We start from the raw sequence: 20249 nt of genomic DNA, 5'->3' as shown, positions 1-20249 counted from the left end.
TTGCGTGCAGGTTTTACGGCCTTCTTGCTGAGGCAGTTTATGGTTTGTCACAAATTTCAGAGTTATACCCGGAATTTTCTCCGTATCTGGACGTCATAATCAACTGCCACGCTCGCCGTGGCAAAGAATAAAAAGGATTAAGGAAAGAAGATGAAAAAACGCGTACTCGTTATTGCCGCTCTGGTGAGCGGTGCCCTGGCTGTTTCTGGCTGCACAACCAACCCTTACACCGGTGAACGCGAAGCGGGTAAATCCGGCATTGGCGCAGGTATCGGCTCGCTGGTCGGCGCAGGCGTTGGGGCGCTCTCCTCCTCCAAGAAAGACCGCGGCAAAGGCGCGCTGATTGGCGCAGCGGCAGGCGCAGCGCTTGGCGGCGGCGTAGGCTATTACATGGACGTGCAGGAAGCGAAGCTGCGCGACAAAATGAAGGGAACCGGTGTGAGCGTGACGCGCAGCGGCGATAACATCATCCTGAACATGCCGAACAACGTGACCTTCGACAGCAGCAGCGCAACGCTGAAACCGGCGGGTGCGAATACCCTGACCGGCGTGGCGATGGTGCTGAAAGAGTACAACAAGACCGCTGTAAACGTGATGGGCTACACCGACAGCACCGGCAGCCAGGATCTGAACATGCGTCTGTCCCAGCAGCGCGCCGATGCCGTGGCCAGCTCGCTGATCACCCAGGGCGTTGAAGCGAACCGCATCCGCACCAGCGGCATGGGCCCTGCCAACCCTATCGCCAGCAACAGCACGGCGGAAGGCAAAGCGCAGAACCGCCGCGTTGAGATTACGTTAAGCCCAATTCAGTAATCGCATTTCCCCCTCTCCCCGTGGGAGAGGGTTGGGGTGAGGGCACCAGACCGCACCCCAGGTAAGCGCAGCGCCACCGGGCAAATTACTTGATTCGTCCGATTTTCCCGCTAAGGTATTCTCACTAAATTCAGGGAAATCAGCGATGAGCAAACCAGCCCGGGCCACCATCAGCGACGTGGCGAAAGCCGCCAAAACCGGTAAAACCAGCATTTCGCGCTACCTCAATGGCGAGAAACACCTGTTGTCCGACGCATTGCTGGCGCGTATTGAACAAGCCATTGCCGATCTCGACTATCGTCCCAGCCTCATGGCGCGCGGGCTTAAACGCGGTCGCACCCGCCTTATCGGGCTTATCATCGCCGATATCACCAACCCCTATTCCGTGAACGTGCTTAGCGGTATTGAAGCCGCCTGTCGTGAGAAGGGTTTCACGCCGCTGGTCTGTAATACCAACAACGAAGTCGATCAGGAGCTGCATTACCTCGACCTGCTGCGCAGCTATCAGGTGGAAGGGATCGTGGTTAACGCGGTGGGCATGCGCGAAGAGGGGTTAAACCGCCTGCAGCAATCCTCCCTGCCGATGGTCCTTATCGACCGTAAAATCCCGGAATTTGCCTGCGATGTGGTCGGGCTGGATAACACCCAGGCCGCCACGACCGCCACCGAACATCTGATTGAGCAGGGCTTCGAGGCCATTCTGTTTCTGAGTGAACCGCTGGGGATGGTCAACACCCGTCGCGAGCGCCTGAGCGCATTTCGCGCCACGCTGGAGCGATATCCCGGCGTGATAGCCGAAAATGCCGAAACGCCGCTTCACGAAGCGGGGCAGCTCGACAACACCCTGCGTCAGTTCCACACGCGCCATCGCGGGATGCGCAAAGCCGTTATCTCCGCCAACGGGGCGCTGACGCTCCAGGTCGCCCGCTCGCTCAAGCGTATTGGCCTGCACTGGGGCAGCGATATCGGTCTGCTGGGGTTTGATGAGCTGGAGTGGGCGGAGCTGGCCGGCGTCGGCATTACGACACTCAAACAACCCACCTGGCAGATTGGCTATGCTGCTGTTGAACAAGTGGTTCGTCGTATTGAAGGCACCAGCGATGCCGTTCGCGAGCAGGTCTTCTCCGGCGAGCTGATCGTTCGCGGCTCCACCGCACGTTAAATTTCCCTTGTGATAGCGATCATAAATTCAACATCCTGACCTTTTCTTTGGAACCGGTTCCATCTAGCGTAATAGTATTGATATGTTGCGATGGAGTCCGAAGATGGGCAGGAAAATTATGGTGGTCACCGCCGCGTACGGTGCGGAACAGGTGCGACAGGCGGGCGGTCAGCGGGCGATGCTGCCCGTTATTGCAGGCGCAGGGGCAGACGGCGTGGAGATCCGCCGGGAACTGTTCAGCAGCGACGAGCTGCTGGCGCTGCCGGCGCTGGGAGAATCCATTGAGCTGCTCGGCCTGCTGGCGTGCTACTCCGCCCCCGCCGCCCTGTTTATGCCAGACGGCACCCTCAACCCGGACCTGACCCGCTATCTCTCTGAGGCCAGCACCCTGAACGCCCTGTGGCTAAAGGTTTCCCTGGGCCATTTCCGCGACGCGCAGCCTCTCGACGCTCTGCGTAGCCTGCTGAACGCAAGCGGCATGGCGCTGGTCGTGGAGAACGATCAGACCGACTGCGGACAGCTCGCCCCCATGCAGCGCTTCCAGGCCGCCTGCCGGGAAATGGCGCTCCCCGTCACGCTGACCTTCGACATGGGCAACTGGCTGTGGGTTGGCGATTCGCCTGAAGAAGCCGCACGTCATCTGGCCCCTGCGGTGAGCTATATCCACGTTAAAGCCGCCGTGCCGCATAAAGATAACTTCCGCGCCGTGGCACCGGACCACGCCGATGCGCGCTGGCTGGATCTGCTCGGCCAGCTGCCTGCCGATGCCCCACGCGGGATCGAGTTCCCGCTGGAAGGGACGGATTTAACCGCCGTTACCCGCCATTACGTCAACCTGCTGCGCGAGGAGTAAATCATGCACAAGACGCTGGATGTCATCACGATCGGCGAAGCCATGGCGATGTTTGTCGCCACTGAAACGGGCGAACTGAGCGCGGTAGAGCACTTTATCAAGCGCGTCGCAGGCGCAGAGCTCAACGTCGCGACCGGCCTGGCGCGTCTCGGCCTGAACGTGGGCTGGGTCAGCCGCGTGGGGGATGACAGCTTTGGCCATTTCGTTCTCGATTCGCTGAAAAAAGAGGGTATCGATGCCGCAGGCGTGACCCTTGACGGACGCTTCCCTACCGGGTTTCAGCTTAAATCCAAGGTCGAAAATGGAACCGATCCCATTGTGGAGTATTTCCGCAAAGGATCGGCCGCAAGCCACCTCTCTGTTGCGGATTACCACGCAGACTATTTCGCCTCCGCGCGCCACCTGCACCTGAGCGGCGTGGCGGCAGCGCTCTCTGCCAGCTCGTATGAACTGTTGGATCATGCGGCAGCCACTCTGAAAGCCCAGGGAAAAACGATCTCGTTCGATCCTAACCTGCGTCCGGTGCTGTGGAAAAGCGAAGCGGAAATGGTCGAGAAACTGAACCGTCTGGCGTTCAGAGCGGACTGGGTTCTGCCGGGGCTGAAAGAAGGGATGATCCTGACGGGTGAAAATACGCCGGAAGGCATTGCTGATTTCTATCTGAATAAAGGGGTAAAAGCGGTAGTGCTGAAGACCGGTGCCGATGGCGCATGGTTCAAGACGGCCAACGGCGAACAGGGCGCGGTCGCGGCGGTGAAGGTTGAGAACGTTGTCGACACGGTCGGCGCGGGCGACGGTTTTGCCGTCGGCGTAATTAGCGCCCTGCTGGAAGGCAAAACGCTGCAGCAGGCCGTCGCGCGGGGCAACAAGATTGGCTCGCTGGCCATTCAGGTGCAGGGCGACAGCGAAGGATTACCCACCCGAGCACAGCTCGGATTATGAATTTCCTCTCCCGGTGGGAGAGGGCCAGGGTGAGGGCAACAAGCCGCACCAGATAATTAAGCCACCGTGTACCCTACAGACAACGGCGGTAACAACCTCAACAACAGAGGCAAGCCTATGAACAGTTCGACCAATGCAGTAAAACGCTGGTGGTACATCATGCCAATCGTGTTTATCACGTACAGCCTGGCGTACCTTGACCGTGCCAACTTCAGCTTCGCGTCCGCGGCGGGGATCACAGAGGACCTTGGCATCACAAAAGGTATCTCCTCCCTGCTGGGTGCCCTTTTCTTCCTGGGCTACTTCTTCTTCCAGATCCCCGGCGCGATTTATGCGGAACGCCGCAGCGTGCGTAAGCTGATCTTCATCTGTCTGATCCTGTGGGGCGCCTGCGCGTCACTGACCGGCATGGTGAACAATATTCCTGCCCTGGCCGCCATTCGCTTTATCCTCGGCGTCGTTGAGGCGGCGGTTATGCCCGCGATGCTGATCTACATCAGCAACTGGTTTACCAAATCTGAACGCTCGCGCGCGAATACCTTCCTGATCCTCGGTAACCCGGTCACGGTACTGTGGATGTCGGTGGTGTCCGGCTACCTGATCCAGTCCTTCGGCTGGCGCGAAATGTTTATCATCGAAGGGGTGCCGGCGATTATCTGGGCCTTCTGCTGGTGGGTGCTGGTGAAAGATAAACCTGCCCAGGCGAAATGGCTTTCCGAAGATGAAAAAGCGGCGCTGCAGGCGCAGCTGGACAAAGAACAGCAAGGTCTGAAGGCGGTACGTAACTATGGTGAAGCCTTCCGCTCGCGTAACGTAATCCTGCTCTGCGCGCAGTACTTTACCTGGAGCATTGGCGTGTACGGTTTTGTGCTGTGGCTGCCGTCAATTATCCGCAGCGGCGGTGAAAACCTCGGCATGGTCGAAGTAGGCTGGCTGTCATCCGTACCGTATCTGGCGGCAACCATCGCGATGATTATCGTCTCCTGGGCGTCGGACAAGCTGCAGAACCGCAAGCTGTTTGTCTGGCCGCTGCTGCTGATTGCTGCCTTCGCCTTTATTGGCTCCTGGGCCGTGGGCGCAAATCATTTCTGGGCCTCTTATACCCTGCTGGTGATTGCCGGTGCCGCCATGTACGCCCCGTACGGACCGTTCTTTGCCATCATCCCGGAAATGCTCCCGCGTAACGTCGCGGGTGGTGCAATGGCATTGATTAACAGCATGGGTGCACTGGGCTCGTTCTGCGGCTCCTGGTTCGTCGGTTACCTGAACGGTGCCACCGGCAGTCCGTCCGCATCGTACATCTTTATGGGGGTGGCGCTTTTCGCCTCGGTGTGGCTTACTCTGATTGTTAAGCCTGCTAATAATCAACAACACCCTGTCGGCGCTCGACACGCCTGAATCCTTAAAAATCAACGGAGATTAGCATGAAGCCGTCCGTCATTTTATACAAAGCACTGCCGGAAGATCTGCAGAAACGTCTTGAAGAACACTTCACCGTCACCCAGGTGAAGAACCTGCGCCCGGAAACCGTGGCGCAGCACGCCGACGCGTTCGCCAGCGCCGAAGGCCTGCTGGGTTCAAGCGAGAAAGTGGATGTCGCCCTGCTGGAGAAAATGCCGAAGCTTCGTGCTACCTCTACCGTTTCCGTGGGTTACGACAACTTTGATGTGGACGCCCTTAACGTCCGCAAGATCCTGCTGATGCATACGCCGCATGCCCTGACGGAAACCGTGGCCGACACGCTGATGGCGCTGATGCTCACCACGGCCCGTCGCGTAGTGGAAGTCGCCGAGCGCGTCAAAGCGGGCGAGTGGACAAAAAGCATTGGTCCGGACTGGTTCGGCGTGGACGTTCACGGTAAAACGCTGGGCATTGTCGGTATGGGGCGTATCGGGCTGGCACTGGCGCAGCGCGCGCATTTTGGTTTTAACATGCCGATTCTGTATAACGCGCGTCGCCACCACAGTGAAGCCGAAGAACGCTTCAACGCCCGTTACTGCGAGCTGGATACCCTGCTGCAGGAGGCCGATTTTGTCTGCCTTGTCCTGCCGCTGACGGACGAAACCCGTCATCTGATTGGCAAAGAAGCGTTTAAGAAAATGAAGCAGTCAGCCATTTTCATTAACGCGGGTCGTGGCCCGGTGGTGGATGAGAAGGCGCTGATTGAGGCCCTGCAGAAAGGTGAGATCCAGGCAGCAGGTCTGGACGTCTTTGAGCAGGAGCCGCTGCCGGTGGATTCGCCACTGCTTTCGCTGCCTAACGTGGTTGCGCTGCCGCACATCGGCTCAGCCACCCATGAGACGCGCTACAACATGGCGGCCACTGCGGTCGATAATCTCATCGCCGCCCTTAGCGGAAAGGTGGAGATAAACTGCGTGAACCCGCAGGTGCAACGATAGAAACGAAAAAACCCGCCAGAAGGCGGGTTTTTGAATTTTGTGCTACTGGGTTGGAAGCTTACAGGCTTACAACGTTACCAGCTGCTGGGCCTTTAGCGCCGCTTTCGATGGTGAAGGACACTTTCTGACCTTCGTCCAGAGATTTGTAGCCATCGTTCTGGATAGCAGAGAAGTGTACGAACACGTCTTTAGAGCCATCGTCAGGAGTGATGAAGCCGAAACCTTTATCAGCGTTGAACCATTTAACCAGACCAGTCATTTTAGCAGACATAGAAATTACCTTATTAACAAATATATTGTGCCTTCCGGCTTGATGGATTGCGTTACAGATTTTTAAGCGATGAAGGAAGGGTCACAACGAAGGGTATCTATGGATAACAATCTGGACTGCTTTACTAAACTGCTTTAGGTCTGTGTAACAAACCGACGGGGATAGTTATACCGATGTGGTAGAGGAATGACAAGCGTTATTTTCGCTATGCATAAAAAACCCCGCCAGAAGCGGGGTTTTTCGGTTTATTCTGTGGCAGTGACTGCGGCACTCCAGGCCTGGCTAAAGGCCTGATGCTGGGAGGCCAGCGGCCCAATCAGCGTATTGTACTGGCTTGCCTGCTGCGAGGTCGGGAACTGAATACCGTTGGCAACAAAGCTCACCTGCGTATTCTGCTGGGCGATAAAGTCACCCACCTGGACCAGCTGCTGCGTGAAGATTTGCGCGGCCGGGATCAGCGGTTGCAGCGCTTCAGACGGCTTGGTCACCACTTTCTCATACACTTTGTCGAAGACCGGTTTGAGATCGTCGCCCTGCTTCAGCGCAGAACGTGACGCGTCAGCCTGCATTTTCGCATTCTGCAACTGCTGGCTCAGCACGCCAAGCGCACCGTTGGACTGGCGCAGTGGTTCACGCTGCGTCATGTAATCCTGCGGAACGCGAATGGCGTTCACGCTATCCACTACGGGACGGATACCGGAATCCATCGCCTGGCTCACCTGCTGTGAATAACCATATAGAATGGCGTAATCGGACACGAAGGGGCCAAACTGTTTTTTCTGATCCGCAGTCAGCGTCGGCAACCGTTCGCCGCTGCGCATCACTGTATTCTGCAGAAAATCGATAAACGCTTTGCGCTGATCGCCTTCTTTATCAAAACACCCACTCAGGCTAACAACCATCAACAACGCCGCAATAGGCGCAAACCAGCGAGAGCAGGACTTTCCTGTCGCCATTTTATTACTCCTTTCACCCAAAAAAGCGCACACCGGCACACGCGTGCCCGACGCTGACAAGGATAGTCCAGGTCAGCCTTGCAAGATACTCTTTTCATGCAAAACGGCTATTGCCGATTTATTTCTTACCATTTACAAAAAAATACCTGGCGAAGCCGACATATGACTAATCAGGGAATTAGCATAACTATCCATATTGCTGAATCGGATACAGCGATCGTTACCGCACGATTAATCACACCCGTGACGATCCTGGGTTGGTATTAGGGACTATTCTTAATTGGCTCTCTGATGTTCTTGATCACGATGTGAGATTTAAGAGGAGTCCTCAATGGAATATAAAGATCCTGAGTTTGAACTGCTGAGCAGTCTGGAACAGATCATTTTTAAAGATGTACCGCAGACGATTACCCTGCAACAAAAATCCAATCCCTTTACAGAATATGAGCAATTGCGCAAAGGGACAGGACTGAAAACGGAAGAATTCGCCAGAGCGATGGGTGTCAGCGTGGCTATGGTGCAGGAGTGGGAGTCAAAACGTGAGAAACCCACTCCAACCGAGTTAAGGCTGATGCGCCTGATTCAGGCCAACCCTGCACTCAGCAAACAGATAGCGTAGTGAAGATTGAATGCCCCCGCCTTTGCGGGGGCTTGTGTTTTAAAGGCTATCACAACGCCAGCCCGCCTCTTCCCACACCAGCTCATGCGTTAATGTTAATCCTCTTAGAAAAGCCTCATCGTGTGATACTACCAGCAGAGCCCCGGGGAAACCGGCCAGCGCGGCTTCAATGGCCTGGACCGAGGCCAGATCCAGATGGTTGGTCGGTTCATCCAGCAGCAGAAGCTGCGTGGACTCCGCGCGCCACAGCACGCAGGCCAGGGCGGCCTTAAGACGCTCGCCGCCGCTGAGCTCCGCCAGCGGGAGCATCACTTTGTCAGCCCCCAGTTGAAGCTGCGCCAGACGGGTTCGCAATACCCCCTCTTCCAGAGGCGTATGACTCAGGTTGAGATGCGTCATGACCGACTGCGAAAGATCGAGCCGGGACAGATGTTGGTCGAGATAAGCGCAGCTGACGGATACCTTACAGGTACCCGAACGGGGAGCAATCTCGCCGAGGAGGGTTTTTAACAGCGTCGATTTGCCGCAGCCGTTCGGCCCCTTTAACGCCACGCGCATCGGTCCATCCATCCGCCAGTTGAGCGGAGGAACAGGCACATGCGGCAGCACCAGATCCTCCAGCACCAGCACCTGTTTGCCCTCCGGAACCTGACTCCCCGGCAGAGTGAACATCACCGGGTTATCGTCTTCAACGCGTTCACGCGCCTTGTTAACCGCGGCGTTCAGCGCTTCATTTTGCTCGCTGTGCTGTTTTTTCCAGGAGCCGATCCGCTCCTTTGCCGCGCCTTTATATTTGACCCGCTCGAACGACGCGATATTCAGGGTATCGACGGTGCGCAATGTCTTTGCCGAACGCCGCTGGCTGTCGTCATGCTCTTTTTGCATGCGTACCCGAGTGCGTTTTCGCTCGGTTGCAGCATGCTCCAGCGCCGCGCGGGCCGCCTGCTGTTCGGCATCGCGCTGGGTTTGATAATCCGCATAATTCCCGCCGTAGCTGCGCAGACCCGAGGCGCTCAGCTCAAGGATACGGGGTACCTGAGCCAGTAACTCACGGTCATGGGAGGCCACCAGTACTCCGCCCTGATACCGACTCAACTGGTCGTAGAACCACGCCCGGCCTTGTCGATCCAGATGGTTAGTGGGTTCGTCCAGCAGCAGGAAATCCGCTTTCGCCGTAAACGCCCCACACAGCAGGGCGCGAATGCGCTCGCCGCCGCTGAGTTCAATGGCGAGCTTATCCGGATCAAACGGTGGGAGCTGCGCATTCATAAACGCCTCGCCCAGGCGCTCAGCGACATCCCAGCGGCCGTCGAGCAACGCCAGATCGTCAGGCTGGTAATCGCCGCTGTCGATGCGCTTACGCGCCTTAAAAATCGCGTCATACCCGAGCAGTTCAGCCAGCGCCGTCTGCGGAGAAATAGCGTGTTGCTGCGCCACCCAGGTATGCGAGCCAAAGCGTTCAATATGACCGGTAGCCGGTTCGTCCATCCCCGCCAGCAGACGCAGCAGACGCGTTTTCCCGCTGCCGTTGCGGCCAACCAGCGCGCACAGGGAGGGTTCCAGCGTGAGATTCAGCGGACCAAAAAGAATATCGCCCGTCGGAAACTGACAGGTGACCTGATGCAAAATAAAAGAAGGGGACTGCGCAAAATGAGCCATAAGCACTCCTGAATGAAATCAAAACATCCCCTGCCGACGCGGTAGCGTTTAGCAAGGATCGAAATTCATCAGTCGTGTTTGTTCATTTTTGGGGGGTGCTCCAGCGCGAGAAAGTTAACGCGATAAGGATAGCGGTAATGTGTTGACGGTTTCAAGGTTAAATTTTGGACGACTTATACTCCCTCTCCCTTTGGGCTGAGGGATCCCCACAAATTAATGCGAGCAGTGAACAATCCCCTCGCCCCTTTGGGGAGAGGGTTAGGGTGAGGGGGAGCATACGGCTCTGGTGGTCATTCCGTTCACTTTATGTTCCTTGCTACTCTGTAACGACAATACCCGTGAACGTGCCAGGGTGGCTCAGTCGCCACCACCCTGGCTACCCGGGCTCCCGGCGGTAAATCGCCGCTACGCGGTACCTTCGGCTTATTCCTTCCGGCTTATCGGGGACGGGCGGAGGTAACATCCCTGTAAAGCCCGCCCTCTCGGCGCATCCATGCGCCTCGCCCCGGCCTACAGGAAACGCCTCAGCGATTTACAGCCGGACCATAGCGTCGCTGTAGACCTCTGCCCGCAGTATGCTTTTCATTGCGGTAATTTTGCGAGTCTCTTTCCAGAAATGGTAATATCCTCAGTGGCATAGCTCAAATCTGTTGCCGCCTGTTTTGATGAGCAGTAAGTTCTCTTCGCACCTGCAAAATCAGGTGCCGGGTTTAGCATCCCGGCTTATCTTATCGGCGGCACATTTTGTGCAGCATGCTTTGCTACATCTCAATGGTGGGCTGAGCAGGGGCATCGAAAGATGCGCCGGTATCCGATAAGGCCGGTAATGCTAACTCTGTTCAGTCCACCACCAGCGAAGTTAGCATTTCCGGTGGTGGAAGCTTTATCACTTATCGGAGGCTGCCAATATGGCTACTACCCCAACCCACGCTCATTCTTTATTCACCCTGCCCTTCAACCACACCACCGACTTCACCGAACTGGCGGATAACTGCGAACGTTTTACCGACGCACTGGTTGATTGCGAAGAACCCGCCCCAAAAATGGCGCTTTACGGCAGACTTTTTGCCTGTCTGAATCTTCTGCAACCCGCGCTTCTGGATCCTGTTCCGGACGCTTTAAAAGCCCGCCTGACCGTGAAGGAACTCCCGTCACGCGTTCCGGCTTTTGAACCCGAGTGCGATCAGCTGGGGCGCTACTGTCAGGAGATTACGCAGTTGCTGATGAACGGCACACTGCCGCGACAATCTGCAATCGTGATGGAAGATTTGCTGTGTGAACTGGTCAGCTACTTTGCCGATACGCTGAAGGCACCGCGCTGGCTGCAGACGGATGAAGGTACAGTCGCGATCGGCTAAACCTGCCGGATGACGCTGCGCTTATCCGGCCTACAAAAGATCCATAAAAAAACCCGCCGAAGCGGGTTTTTAGCATTTGTCACAACGGGCACATTACTGCAGCAGCGAAATATCCGCCACGCGCAGGAACAGCTCGCGCAGTTTCTCGAGCATGGAGAGACGGTTAACACGCAGCTCTTTATCTTCTACGTTCACCATCACCTTCTCGAAGAAGGCGTCGATAACGTCACGCAGCTCGGCCAGCTCCACCAGCGCTTCCTGGTAGCGACCTTCCGCGAAGTACGGCTCGAGCTTGTCGCGCAGCACCACAACCTGCATCGCCAGGGCGATCTCTTCCGGCTCTTTCAGCGTCGCGGCGTTTACGCGCTCGTTCAGCGTCTCGTCTGATTTCGCCAGAATGTTGGATACACGCTTGTTGGCCGCGGCCAGGGCAGATGCCGCTTCCAGCGTACGGAAGTGGGAAACCGCCTTCATACGCGCATCGAAATCAGCCGGACGGGTCGGACGACGCGCCAGCACCGCCTGAATGGTGTCAACAGTGTAACCTTCGTCCTGATACCAGGCGCGGAAACGACCGAGCATGAAGTCGATGACGTCATCCACCACGTTCGCGTTGGTCAGCTTGTCGCCGTACAGACGCACCGCTTCTTCGGTCAGGGTCTGCAGATCCAGGTTCAGGTTCTTCTCAACGATAATACGCAGCACGCCCAGCGCAGCACGACGCAGCGCAAACGGGTCTTTGTCGCCTTTCGGATGCTGACCGATACCAAAGATACCCGCCAGGGTGTCCATCTTATCGGCAATCGCTACAGCACAGGCAACCGGGTTGGACGGCAGTTCGTCACCCGCAAAGCGCGGCTGATACTGCTCGTTCAGGGCCACAGCCACGTCTTCCGCTTCGCCATCGTGACGCGCGTAGTGCATGCCCATCACGCCCTGGGTGTCGGTAAATTCGAACACCATGTTGGTCATCAGGTCGCACTTGGACAGCAGACCCGCACGCGTCGCGTGGTTAACGTCCGCACCAATTTCACGGGCAATCCAGCCGGACAGCTCCGCGATACGGTCGGTCTTGTCGCGCAGAGTACCCAGCTGCTGCTGGAACAGCACGGTCTGCAGGCGCGGCAGGTTATCTTCCAGACGTTTTTTACGGTCGGTATTGAAGAAGAACTCGGCATCCGCCAGACGTGGGCGCACCACTTTCTCGTTACCGGAGATAATCTGGATCGGATCTTTCGATTCGATGTTCGCCACAAAGATGAAGTTTGGCAGCAGCTTGCCGTCGTTGGCATAGACCGGGAAGTACTTCTGGTCACCCTTCATGGTGTACACCAGCGCTTCAGCCGGTACGGCCAGGAATTTCTCTTCAAACTTCGCGGTCAGCACAACCGGCCATTCAACCAGAGAGGTCACTTCTTCCAGCAGGCTTTCGCTCAGGTCGGCGTTACCGCCAATCTGGCGCGCCGCTTCTTCGGCGTCCGCTTTGATTTTGGCTTTACGCTGTTCGTAGTCGGCAATAACTTTACCGCGCTCCAGCAGGATTTGCGGATACTGGTCGGCATTGTCGATAGTGAACTCAGGCTCGCCCATAAAGCGGTGGCCGCGGATCACGCGATCGGACGCCACGCCCAGAATGGTGGCCGGAATAACGGTGTCACCCAGCAGCAAGGTCACGGTGTGAACCGGACGCACGAAGTGCACGTCAGACGCGCCCCAGCGCATCAGCTTAGGAATCGGCAGCTTCGCCAGAGACGTGGCAATCATGTCCGGCAGCAGCGCTTCCGCGCTTTCGCCCTTCACGTGCGCACGGTACAGCAGCCACTCGCCTTTATCCGTGGTCAGACGCTCGGCCTGATCGACGGTGATGCCGCAGCCGCGCGCCCAGCCTTCAGCCGCTTTGCTCGGTTTGCCTTCCGCGTCAAACGCCTGGGCAATCGCCGGGCCACGTTTTTCGACCTCGCGATCCGGCTGAGACGCCGCCAGATTTGCCACTTTCAGCGCCAGACGGCGCGGTGCAGCAAACCACTCAATGTTACCGTGTGCCAGGCCAGCGTTATCCAGCTCGGCAGTCACGTTCGCAGCGAAAGATTCAGCCAGGCTGCGCAGGGCTTTTGGTGGCAGCTCTTCGGTGCCGATTTCCACCAGGAAAGTTTTCTCAGACATGGCCGCCTCTTATTTGTTTCGGTTGCACATCGGGAAGCCAAGGGCTTCACGGGACGCGTAGTAAGCTTCTGCAACGGCTTTGGTCAGGGTACGAATACGCAGGATGTAGCGCTGACGTTCAGTCACGGAGATGGCTTTGCGGGCGTCCAGCAGGTTGAAGCTGTGGGCGGCCTTCAGAATACGCTCGTAGGCAGGCAGCGGCAGCGGAGTCTCCAGCGCCAGCAGCTGCTGCGCTTCTTTCTCGTACTGCTCGAAGCAGGTGAACAGGAAGTCCACGTCCGCGTATTCGAAGTTATAGGTGGATTGCTCCACTTCGTTCTGATGGAACACGTCGCCGTAGGTGGTTTTACCCAGCGGGCCGTCGCTCCAGACCAGGTCGTAAACGCTGTCTACGCCCTGAATGTACATCGCCAGACGTTCCAGACCGTAGGTGATTTCACCGGTGATCGGCTTACATTCCAGACCACCCACCTGCTGGAAGTAAGTGAACTGGGTCACTTCCATGCCGTTCAGCCACACTTCCCAACCCAGACCCCAGGCACCCAGCGTTGGGTTTTCCCAGTTATCTTCCACGAAACGGATGTCGTGGATGGTTGGATCCATACCCAGCTCTTTCAGCGACCCGAGGTACAGTTCCTGAATGTTGTCGGGTGATGGCTTAATCACCACCTGGAACTGATAGTAATGCTGCAGACGGTTCGGGTTCTCACCGTAACGACCATCGGTCGGACGACGGGAAGGCTGCACATAAGCAGTCGCCATTGGCTCTGGACCCAACGCGCGTAAGCTGGTCATCGGGTGTGAAGTGCCGGCGCCGACTTCCATGTCCAAAGGTTGAACAATGGTACAGCCCTGACGAGCCCAGTAATCCTGTAAGGTCAGGATCAGGCCCTGGAAGGTCTTGGTATCAAACTTTTGCATAGTATTTCGTGCTGGATACGTGTGGTTTTAAATGGAAGGGACCAGTATACCCGCTGGCTGCAAGATATACAGTACGAAACGGGGTTGTTTAGGGAAAATTGGGAAATAAGCCTTCCAGCCAGAACGCTGACGGCGTCTGGCTGTTGATTATACGAGCAGACTAACGCATGGAGAGGTGTAAAAACTGACCGTCCGCATCAAACGAGCAGACAAAGCCCTCTTTGCGCGACGTATGGCCCCGCAGCTCATAGCTGCCCTGAAAACGTTCGAAGCCGGTAACGTCAATTTTCTGCACGTCCGAGTTATAGCGGCGAGCAGCCCGATCTTTACAGAGCGCTTCCATATTCAGTGAACGTTCCGGGCTCATTTTACCCTGCTGCGCTTTTTGCACAGGGGCTTCCTGTGGCGCACTGCATCCCGCCAGGATCAACAGCAGAAAGAGTGACGCCACACGCTTCATCATCATTTTTATTACCGCCCTGGTCAGTGGCTGTTATTTTTAGTATCAACGCTTTTATAGATTATGGTCCGGCATTCTGCGAATCTCGTGGCCTCCCGACAAGCCTGCGGAATAAAACTCAGAATTTTCCAAACGAAGACATTTGGACAATGGGAGTCACACTCAATTTACAGGGAATACGAGGAACTGATGCAGTCAAAAATTAACTGGATTGATAACCTGCGAGGAATAGCCTGTCTGATGGTGGTCATGATCCACACGACGACCTGGTATGTCACGAATGCGCACAGCATCAGCCCCGTTAACTGGGATATCGCCAATATTCTCAACTCTGCGTCGCGCGTCAGCGTGCCGCTGTTCTTTATGATTTCCGGCTTTCTCTTTTTTGGCGAGCGCAGCGCGCAGCCGAGGCACTTCATCCGCATCGCGGCCTGCCTGGGGTTCTACAGTGCCGTTGCCTTGCTCTATATCACTCTGTTCACCTCAATAAACGCCGGACTATCGCTGAAATACGTGCTGCAAAAACCGGTGTTCTACCACCTGTGGTTCTTCTTCGCCATTATCGTTATCTATCTGGTCTCCCCGCTCATCCAGGTAAAAAACGTCAGCGGTAAAATGCTGCTGGCCCTGATGGTGGTGGCTGGCATTATTGCCAACCCGAATACGCTCTCACAGAAAATCGACGGATTTGAGTGGCTGCCGGTCAATCTCTATATCAACGGCGATACTTTTTACTACGTGCTTTACGGCATGCTGGGGCGTGCCATCGGGATGATGGATACGCAAAAACGCGGTCTGAACTGGCTCTGCGGGGCGCTGTTTATCGCTGGGGTGGCGGTGATTTCACGCGGGACGCTGCACGAGCTGCAGTGGCGCGGCAATTTTGCCGATACCTGGTATCTGTATTGCGGGCCGATGGTCTTTATCTGTGCCGTCTCGCTGCTCACGCTCGCCAAAAACACCCTGAACGCGCGTCCCCTGCCCGTGCTGAGTCTTATCTCGCAGCACTCTCTCGGGATTTACGGTTTTCACGCGCTGGTGATCCACGCGCTGCGCACGAGAGGCATTGAGCTAAAAAGCTGGCCGGCGCTGGATATCGTCTGGATTTTTGCCGCCACGCTGGCGATCAGCCTGCTGCTGTCGATGCTGCTGCAAAAAATCGACGCTCGCCGCTTCGTCAGCTAATGCTTCGCTGCCGGGCGCGATGATACTGGCGCGGGGAGGAAAACCCTGCCGCCAGTGAAGCCTGCTCCACGCCGCGCCCCTGCAATAGCCACTGCTCCGCTACCGCCAGACGCAGTTGCTCCAGATAATCGCGAACGCTAATCCCTAAATGTGACTGAAAAAGCCGGGTGAGATGGCGCGGGCTGACGTGCGCCAGCGCGGCGATATCAGGCAAGCTCCACGTTTTTTGTGGCTCGGCCGTGAGCGCATCCTGCGCCCGATGAATCGCCGGATGAAGATGATTGCGGTAGCGTAGCCACGGGGAGAGCTGGGGATCGTCACCGGAACGGCGGAACCAGACCACCATCTCGCGCGCCACGGCCAGCGCCTTTTCGGGACCGCACAGGCGGTTAATCATATGCAGCGCCAGATCGATGCCAGACGTGATCCCCGCGCTGGTCCAGATGTTCTCATCCTGCACAAAGATGCGGTTTTCTTTAATCGTCGCCGTGGGAGCTGCGGTGCGTAAACGGCTGATAACGTCATGGTGGGTGGTGCACTGCCGATTGTTCAGCAGGCCCGACTTCGCCGCCAGTAAGGCTCCGGAACAGACGCACATCACCGTGATATCCCGGCGCTGAATGACCGGCTGCAGGCGCATCAGCCAGTGCTGTATCTGTAACGCCTGTAGTGTCGAAAACTGACTGCGGGAGTCGCTCACGCCGGGCAATACCAGCAGGCTCCCCTCAGGAAGCCTTTCCGGTAACGGCTGGATGCCGCTCATCGTCAGGCCTATCGACGTCGGAACCTCCGCTTGTGGGCCGATGTAATGCAGACGAAACGCGTCGCCAGCCAGCACAAAGGTCTCTGCCGGGCCGGTCATGTCTAATGACAGCACACCGGGCAACATCACGAACCAAACGTCGATGCTCATTACAGGGACTCCAGCGTCTCCGCTACCGTTTTAATCTCGGCAAAACGCCCCGAAAGTACCGTCTCGGTACGGTGGCGAATTTCCGCTGCGCTCAGGGTAATGCCCCTGTACGTCATCGGAAACGTCAGCGTTGCCTCACTGACAAAGGTCACAGCATAACCCAGATCGGATGCCACCCGGGCGGTGGTTTCGCAGCATTGCTCAGTGCGAATGCCGCAGATAATCAGCTGGTTGATATCACGCTCGCGCAGCCAGCGATCGAGCCCGGTATCCGTGAAGGCATTATGGACGTGTTTCTGGAAAACTACATCCGGCAGATGACGTAAAAAGGCCATCGGTTTGACAAAGCCGCTCTCCAGGGTAAAGGGACCGTCTTCATCCACATGAAAAATATCAACGACCGGAATATTGCGCGCCTGGCAGCCTTCAATCAGCCCCAGCATCGCCTGCTGAAAGGCAGGGATCTCGCTTTCCTGCCAGTAATTGCGGTGGTGAAATGACTGCTGCGTATCGATATTGATTAATGCAATGCGTGACATGATGGATCTCCTTGCCCGTGGGTGTAACACCATACTGGCAAGGAAATAAAGGCACGCACAGACCAAAAAAGGACATCCTCGTGCCTCTCCCGGACAAGCGTTTTTACGACATCAGCGGCAGCAGCTGCTGGTAGATTTTGCGGAACACGTCGCGCCTTTCCGCGTACCGCGCATGGCGCACCGCGTCAGGTACATGCGCCTGTTCAAGGGTAAGCTGCGGCAGCAGTTGCGAAAGCGGTTGTTCCGGATGAATGGCTATTTGCGCCAGACGCGCGGCGCCGAGCGCGGGGCCAACATCCCCTCCTGTGCGGAAATCCAGCTGCAAACCGCTGATATCCGAGAGCATCTGTCGCCAGTAAGGGCTTCGCGCACCGCCGCCAATCAGGGTGACGCTCGTCGGTTTCAGGCCGCAGTCGTGCACCACGTCCATCCCGTCGGCCAGGGCATAGCCCACGCCTTCCAGAACCGCACGCGCCAGTTCTGCCGGGCCATGCTGATGGGTTAAGCCAAAGAACACCCCTTTCGCTTCCGGGTTGTTGTGCGGCGTACGTTCGCCGGAAAGATACGGTAAAAACCAGACGGTACCCGCAGCGTCATCCGCCTGCTGCGCCGCAGAAATGAGCGCCGGCACGTCGGCCATGCCGGTGAGTTTTGCCGCCCAGTCCAGGCAGGACGCCGCGCTGAGCATCACCGACATCAAATGCCATTTACCCGGAAGGGCATGACAGAAACTGTGCACAGCGCTTTCGGGATTACTGCGATATCCGTCGCTGACGGCAAAATAGACGCCAGACGTTCCCAGCGACAGCATCGCCTGGCCCGCCTCAACCATGCCGACACCGACAGCACCCGCGGCATTGTCGCCACCTCCAGCCACCACCGGTACGGCAGGCATATTCCAGCGTTCTGCAACGTCTGGCAGCAGTGCGCCCGTCACCTCACAGCCTTCGAACAGCGCGGGCATGTGTTCACGGGTCAGATGGCAGGCATCCAGCATCGCCTCGCTCCAGTCGCGCTTCGCCACGTCGAGCCACATGGTGCCTGCGGCATCGGACATGTCGGAGGCAAAATCGCCCGTCATACGAAAGCGCAGATAGTCTTTCGGCAGCAGGACTTTCGCCACCTGACGGAAAATCTCCGGCTCGTGTCGCTGCACCCACAGCAGCTTGGGCGCGGTAAAGCCGGGCATCATCAGGTTGCCGGTAATCTCACGAGACGTGGGTACACGCGCCTCAAGAAGCGCGCACTCTTCTGCACAGCGGCCATCGTTCCAGAGAATGGCGGGTCGCAACACGCGATGCTCGCTGTCCAGCAGCGTAGCGCCGTGCATTTGTCCGGCAATCCCCAGCGCTTTCACGTCGCGCAGGCTGTGCTGCTCGCCTAAGGTTTTGATTGCGCGATCCGTCGCCTGCCACCACTGCTCCGGATCCTGTTCCGACCACAGCGGATGCGGACGTGAAACCTGCAGCGTTTCCGTCTGCGTTGCTAACACGTCGCCCTGCTCGCTTAACAGGATGGCTTTCACACCCGATGTGCCAAGATCGATCCCGATATACATTACGGTGACTCCTTTAACAGAAATGCCCGGTGGCGCTAACGCTTACCGGGCCTACGTGCTGTTATTTATCGAACAGGTAGTGATTGACCAGATTTTCCAGCAGTTCCTGATGCCCGCTCTGGTGCTGCGGCGCCAGCAGATGTTGTTCAGCGTACTTCGCGATCTCCGCAAGTGATAACTGACCTTTCAAAATTTGCTGGCCCAGCTCACTGTTCCAGCCGCTGTAACGCTTCGCCACGCGTTTATCGAGCTCGCCGTCTTCAATCATACGTGCCGCCACTTTCAGCGCCAGCGCCATGGTGTCCATCGCGCCAATGTGGCCGTAGAACAGATCGTATTTGTCGGTGCTCTGGCGACGCACTTTGGCATCAAAGTTCAGGCCGCCGGTAGTGAAACCGCCCGCTTTGATGATTTCGTACATTACCAGCGCATTCTCTTCCACGCTGTTCGGGAACTGGTCGGTGTCCCAGCCCAGCTGCGCGTCGCCGCGGTTAGCATCGACCGAGCCGAAGATGCCCAGCGCAATCGCAGACGCGATCTCGTGGTGGAAAGAGTGGCCCGCCAGCGTGGCGTGGTTGGCTTCAATGTTAACTTTGATCTCTTTTTCCAGACCGAACTGCTTCAGGAAGCCATACACCGTCGCCACGTCGTAGTCATACTGGTGCTTCGTCGGTTCCTGCGGCTTCGGCTCAATCAGCAGCGTGCCGCGGAAGCCGATTTTGTGCTTATGGTCGACAACCATCTGCATAAAGCGGCCAATCTGCTCGCGCTCCTGACGCAGATCGGTGTTGAGCAGGGTTTCATAGCCTTCACGTCCGCCCCACAGGACATAGTTTTCACCGCCCAGCTGATACGTGGCGTTCATTGCCGTCACCACCTGCGTGGCCGCCCAGCTAAACACTTCTGGATCCGGGTTGGTTGCCGCGCCCGCGCCGTAGCGAGGGTTGGTAAAGCAGTTTGCCGTGCCCCACAGCAGCTTCACGCCGCTTTGCTGCTGTTTCGCCGCCAGTACATCCACCATCTGCGCAAAATTGTTCAGATACTCTTTCAGCGATGCGCCTTCCGGTGACACGTCCACGTCATGGAAGCAGTAGTACGGCACGTTCAGCTTGTGGAAGAACTCAAACGCGACATCGGCTTTGCGTTTCGCCAGTTCAAGGGCCTCACCCGGCTGCTGCCACGGGCGGTCAAAGGAACCCACGCCGAACATATCGGCGCCGTTCCAGCAGAAGGTATGCCAGTAACAGGCGGCAAAGCGCAGATGATCTTCCATGCGCTTACCCAGCACCAGCTCATCCGGGTTGTAGTGACGAAATGCTAAAGGATTGGTCGTTTTTGGGCCTTCGTAACGAACACGATCGAGTTGGTCGAAATAAGCTTGCATATTGAGCTCCATAATCAGGGTATGCGGCGAGTCGTTGATACAGGAGTAATAGTGAATAGACATTTTGGGTTGCTCAATTACGTTATTTCACACT

The 20249-nt window shown here is 57.0% G+C and carries 19 protein-coding genes and 1 pseudogene; 10 read left to right on the top strand and 10 right to left on the bottom strand.

The window, feature by feature from the left end; translation table 11 throughout:
* Positions 1-150: 150 nt before the first annotated feature.
* The 6 genes from ACDO57_RS20860 to ghrB all read left to right on the top strand — a co-directional run bounded on the left by ACDO57_RS20860 (position 151) and on the right by ghrB (position 6169).
* Positions 151-813, top strand: coding sequence for an OmpA family lipoprotein (locus tag ACDO57_RS20860; protein ID WP_024909080.1), 663 nt, complete (start codon positions 151-153; stop codon positions 811-813).
* Positions 814-958: 145 nt separating this feature from the next.
* Positions 959-1975 carry a LacI family DNA-binding transcriptional regulator gene (locus tag ACDO57_RS20855; protein ID WP_008502761.1) on the top strand — a complete coding sequence of 339 codons (1017 nt, stop codon included), beginning with the start codon at positions 959-961 and terminating at the stop codon, positions 1973-1975.
* 103 nt (positions 1976-2078) lie between these two features.
* Positions 2079-2828 carry a sugar phosphate isomerase/epimerase gene (locus ACDO57_RS20850; RefSeq protein ID WP_248166154.1) on the top strand — a complete coding sequence of 250 codons (750 nt, stop codon included), beginning with the start codon at positions 2079-2081 and terminating at the stop codon, positions 2826-2828.
* A gap of 3 nt (positions 2829-2831) precedes the next feature.
* Positions 2832-3770, top strand: coding sequence for a sugar kinase (locus ACDO57_RS20845; RefSeq protein ID WP_370884545.1), 939 nt, complete (start codon positions 2832-2834; stop codon positions 3768-3770).
* 117 nt (positions 3771-3887) lie between these two features.
* Entirely contained in the window at positions 3888-5168 is a 1281-nt protein-coding gene (locus tag ACDO57_RS20840) for an MFS transporter (RefSeq protein ID WP_370884544.1), read from the top strand.
* A 26-nt stretch (positions 5169-5194) separates the two neighbouring features.
* Positions 5195-6169, top strand: a complete 975-nt coding sequence (gene ghrB / locus ACDO57_RS20835) for a glyoxylate/hydroxypyruvate reductase GhrB (protein WP_370884543.1) — start codon at positions 5195-5197, stop codon at positions 6167-6169.
* A 58-nt stretch (positions 6170-6227) separates the two neighbouring features.
* Here ghrB and cspA read toward each other — a convergent pair whose 3' ends face one another.
* Both cspA and ACDO57_RS20825 read right to left on the bottom strand, forming a co-directional pair.
* Positions 6228-6440 carry an RNA chaperone/antiterminator CspA gene (gene cspA, locus ACDO57_RS20830; protein WP_003860775.1) on the bottom strand — a complete coding sequence of 71 codons (213 nt, stop codon included), beginning with the start codon at positions 6438-6440 and terminating at the stop codon, positions 6228-6230.
* A 245-nt stretch (positions 6441-6685) separates the two neighbouring features.
* Positions 6686-7396, bottom strand: coding sequence for a DUF3053 domain-containing protein (locus ACDO57_RS20825; protein ID WP_024909075.1), 711 nt, complete (start codon positions 7394-7396; stop codon positions 6686-6688).
* A 331-nt stretch (positions 7397-7727) separates the two neighbouring features.
* Here ACDO57_RS20825 and ACDO57_RS20820 point away from each other — a divergent pair, with 331 nt between their 5' ends.
* Positions 7728-8015, top strand: a complete 288-nt coding sequence (locus ACDO57_RS20820) for an HTH-type transcriptional regulator (RefSeq protein ID WP_008502755.1) — start codon at positions 7728-7730, stop codon at positions 8013-8015.
* A 39-nt stretch (positions 8016-8054) separates the two neighbouring features.
* Here ACDO57_RS20820 and ACDO57_RS20815 read toward each other — a convergent pair whose 3' ends face one another.
* Positions 8055-9674: an ABC-F family ATP-binding cassette domain-containing protein gene (locus ACDO57_RS20815; RefSeq protein WP_370884542.1), complete on the bottom strand. Its 1620-nt coding sequence runs from the start codon at positions 9672-9674 to the stop codon at positions 8055-8057.
* An 843-nt stretch (positions 9675-10517) separates the two neighbouring features.
* Between ACDO57_RS20815 and ACDO57_RS20810 the strand changes: the two are divergent.
* Positions 10518-10751, top strand: a pseudogene (locus ACDO57_RS20810) (hypothetical protein); the annotation flags it as partial.
* Positions 10655-11032: a hypothetical protein gene (locus ACDO57_RS20805; protein WP_310572783.1), complete on the top strand. Its 378-nt coding sequence runs from the start codon at positions 10655-10657 to the stop codon at positions 11030-11032. The pseudogene ACDO57_RS20810 and the gene ACDO57_RS20805, both read left to right, overlap by 97 nt.
* Positions 11033-11125: 93 nt before the next feature.
* Here the strand turns inward: ACDO57_RS20805 and glyS are convergent, their stop codons facing one another.
* The 3 genes from glyS to ACDO57_RS20790 form a co-directional block, all read right to left on the bottom strand.
* The gene (gene glyS, locus ACDO57_RS20800; RefSeq protein ID WP_157188454.1) at positions 11126-13195 is read right to left on the bottom strand and encodes a glycine--tRNA ligase subunit beta; all 2070 of its coding nucleotides are present in this window, start codon (positions 13193-13195) and stop codon (positions 11126-11128) included.
* 9 nt (positions 13196-13204) lie between these two features.
* Positions 13205-14116 (bottom strand): glycine--tRNA ligase subunit alpha, encoded by a 912-nt coding sequence (gene glyQ, locus ACDO57_RS20795; protein ID WP_003860141.1) that lies wholly within the window; start codon positions 14114-14116, stop codon positions 13205-13207.
* A 160-nt stretch (positions 14117-14276) separates the two neighbouring features.
* Positions 14277-14582 (bottom strand): YsaB family lipoprotein, encoded by a 306-nt coding sequence (locus ACDO57_RS20790; RefSeq protein ID WP_024909071.1) that lies wholly within the window; start codon positions 14580-14582, stop codon positions 14277-14279.
* A 183-nt stretch (positions 14583-14765) separates the two neighbouring features.
* Between ACDO57_RS20790 and ACDO57_RS20785 the strand changes: the two genes are divergently transcribed.
* Positions 14766-15761, top strand: coding sequence for an acyltransferase (locus ACDO57_RS20785; RefSeq protein WP_024909070.1), 996 nt, complete (start codon positions 14766-14768; stop codon positions 15759-15761).
* Here the strand turns inward: ACDO57_RS20785 and ACDO57_RS20780 are convergent.
* The 4 genes from ACDO57_RS20780 to xylA all read right to left on the bottom strand — a co-directional run bounded on the left by ACDO57_RS20780 (position 15754) and on the right by xylA (position 20155).
* Complete coding sequence (locus ACDO57_RS20780; protein WP_370884541.1) at positions 15754-16674, bottom strand: GlxA family transcriptional regulator; 921 nt, start codon at positions 16672-16674, stop codon at positions 15754-15756. The two genes, ACDO57_RS20785 and ACDO57_RS20780, sit on opposite strands and share 8 nt — an antisense overlap.
* Complete coding sequence (locus ACDO57_RS20775) at positions 16674-17213, bottom strand: isochorismatase family protein (protein ID WP_370884540.1); 540 nt, start codon at positions 17211-17213, stop codon at positions 16674-16676. Before ACDO57_RS20775 ends, ACDO57_RS20780 begins: the two co-directional genes overlap by 1 nt.
* A gap of 103 nt (positions 17214-17316) precedes the next feature.
* Entirely contained in the window at positions 17317-18771 is a 1455-nt protein-coding gene (xylB, locus tag ACDO57_RS20770; RefSeq protein ID WP_370884539.1) for a xylulokinase, read from the bottom strand.
* A gap of 61 nt (positions 18772-18832) precedes the next feature.
* Positions 18833-20155 carry a xylose isomerase gene (gene xylA, locus ACDO57_RS20765; RefSeq protein WP_370884547.1) on the bottom strand — a complete coding sequence of 441 codons (1323 nt, stop codon included), beginning with the start codon at positions 20153-20155 and terminating at the stop codon, positions 18833-18835.
* Positions 20156-20249: the final 94 nt, after the last annotated feature.

Origin of the sequence: Enterobacter cloacae complex sp. 2015409 (genome assembly GCF_041365315.1) — a bacterium.
Taxonomy (GTDB): domain Bacteria; phylum Pseudomonadota; class Gammaproteobacteria; order Enterobacterales; family Enterobacteriaceae; genus Enterobacter; species Enterobacter pseudoroggenkampii.
The sequence above is the reverse complement of the archived record's forward strand: the minus strand, read 5'-3'. Positions and strand labels throughout refer to the sequence as shown.